This window comes from Streptomyces sp. SID11385, from assembly GCF_010548245.1.
Classification (GTDB): domain Bacteria; phylum Actinomycetota; class Actinomycetes; order Streptomycetales; family Streptomycetaceae; genus Streptomyces.
In genome coordinates this window covers 1-1113 of sequence record NZ_JAAGLR010000293.1, presented here as the reverse complement: position 1 = coordinate 1113, position 1113 = coordinate 1, and the positions used below count along the sequence as shown (strand labels likewise).

Below are 1113 nucleotides of genomic sequence, written 5' to 3'. Positions count from 1 at the left end.
AGCGGGAGCGCGGTGGGCGGCCCCGACGGCCGTTTCCCCCGGCGGATGGGTGGCACGCGAGGTCCCTCCTGGGCGGTGGGCGGCGCGCGGGCGGGCGGGTGGCGCCCCGGGGTGCGCGGCGCGATGCGGCGACGGGGCACCGGCCGCCGGGCGGCCGGTGCCCCGTGCCTCACTCCGGGCGGGGCTGCGTCACGGGGTGCAGAGGGTGACGCTCAGGGAGCTGTACTCGCAGATGAGGAGGCTCACCTGGCTGCCGGTGGCGATGTCCTGGAAGCCCTCTTCCTCGGGGGTCTCCATCACCTGAAGGTCGAGCAGTGCCATGACGGTTCCTTTCGGAACGGGGTCGGGCGACGGCGAGGAGCGGTCCGCCGTCCGGCCGGTGGAGTGATCACCTGGTGGTGGCTCCGGCCCCCGGGCGGGGGCCGTCTGTGGGCCGCGGTGGCGGCAGGTAGGGCAGCGTGAACCGGGCGGGTTCCGGTCCGTACGCGCTGCCGAGGGCGAGCAGGCAGCCCGCCGTCCCGGTGGCGAGGTCCATCGAGAGCCGAAGGAGCTGTTCGCCGGGGAAGGCGAGGCCGTCCGCGTGGGGCAGGGCCTGGAGGGTCAGGAGCGCGCGGTGCCGGTCGACGACGCGGCGGCGCTCCAGGGGGTCGCCGGCCGGGGTGCGGGCGAGGTGCAGGAGGAGTCCCGCGACGCCGCGGAAGAGGCCGGGCTGGATGTAGAAGCGGGAGGTCGCCGCGCGGCGCAGTGGTGCGCGGTGGGCGGCGAGCGGGTCGCCGGGCCGGTGGACGAGGTAGTCGTCGAGGACCATCGCGAGGCCCGCGCTGCCGCCGCCGAGGTACGGCATGGTGCGCCGGCCCTCCACGACGAGCAGGGAGTCGTCCTCCCCGGGGCGGCAGTGCGCGAGGTCCAGGCGCAGCGCCGTGGCGGCGAGGTCGAGGGTCGTGGTGTCGCCCGTCTCCTCGTAGCGGCGGACGAGGAGGAGCGCGGCTCCGGAGGCGCCGTGGAGCAGCCCGGCCCGGCTGCCCGCCGGTCTCTTCCCGCGCGCCGCCGTCTCGCGCACCGAGTGGGCGACGGCTTCGGCGCAGCGCGCGGCGGCGGCGCGCAGCGGGGCCG

At 77.5% G+C, this 1113-nt stretch carries 1 protein-coding gene and 1 pseudogene; both read right to left on the bottom strand.

Going from position 1 to position 1113, the window contains the following annotated elements; genetic code table 11:
• Nucleotides 1-189: 189 nt before the first annotated feature.
• Entirely contained in the window at nt 190-321 is a 132-nt protein-coding gene (locus G3I42_RS08990; RefSeq protein WP_010272359.1) for a SapB/AmfS family lanthipeptide, read from the bottom strand.
• A gap of 67 nt (nt 322-388) precedes the next feature.
• Nucleotides 389-1113 (bottom strand): annotated as a pseudogene (locus tag G3I42_RS08985) (lanthionine synthetase C family protein); the annotation flags it as partial.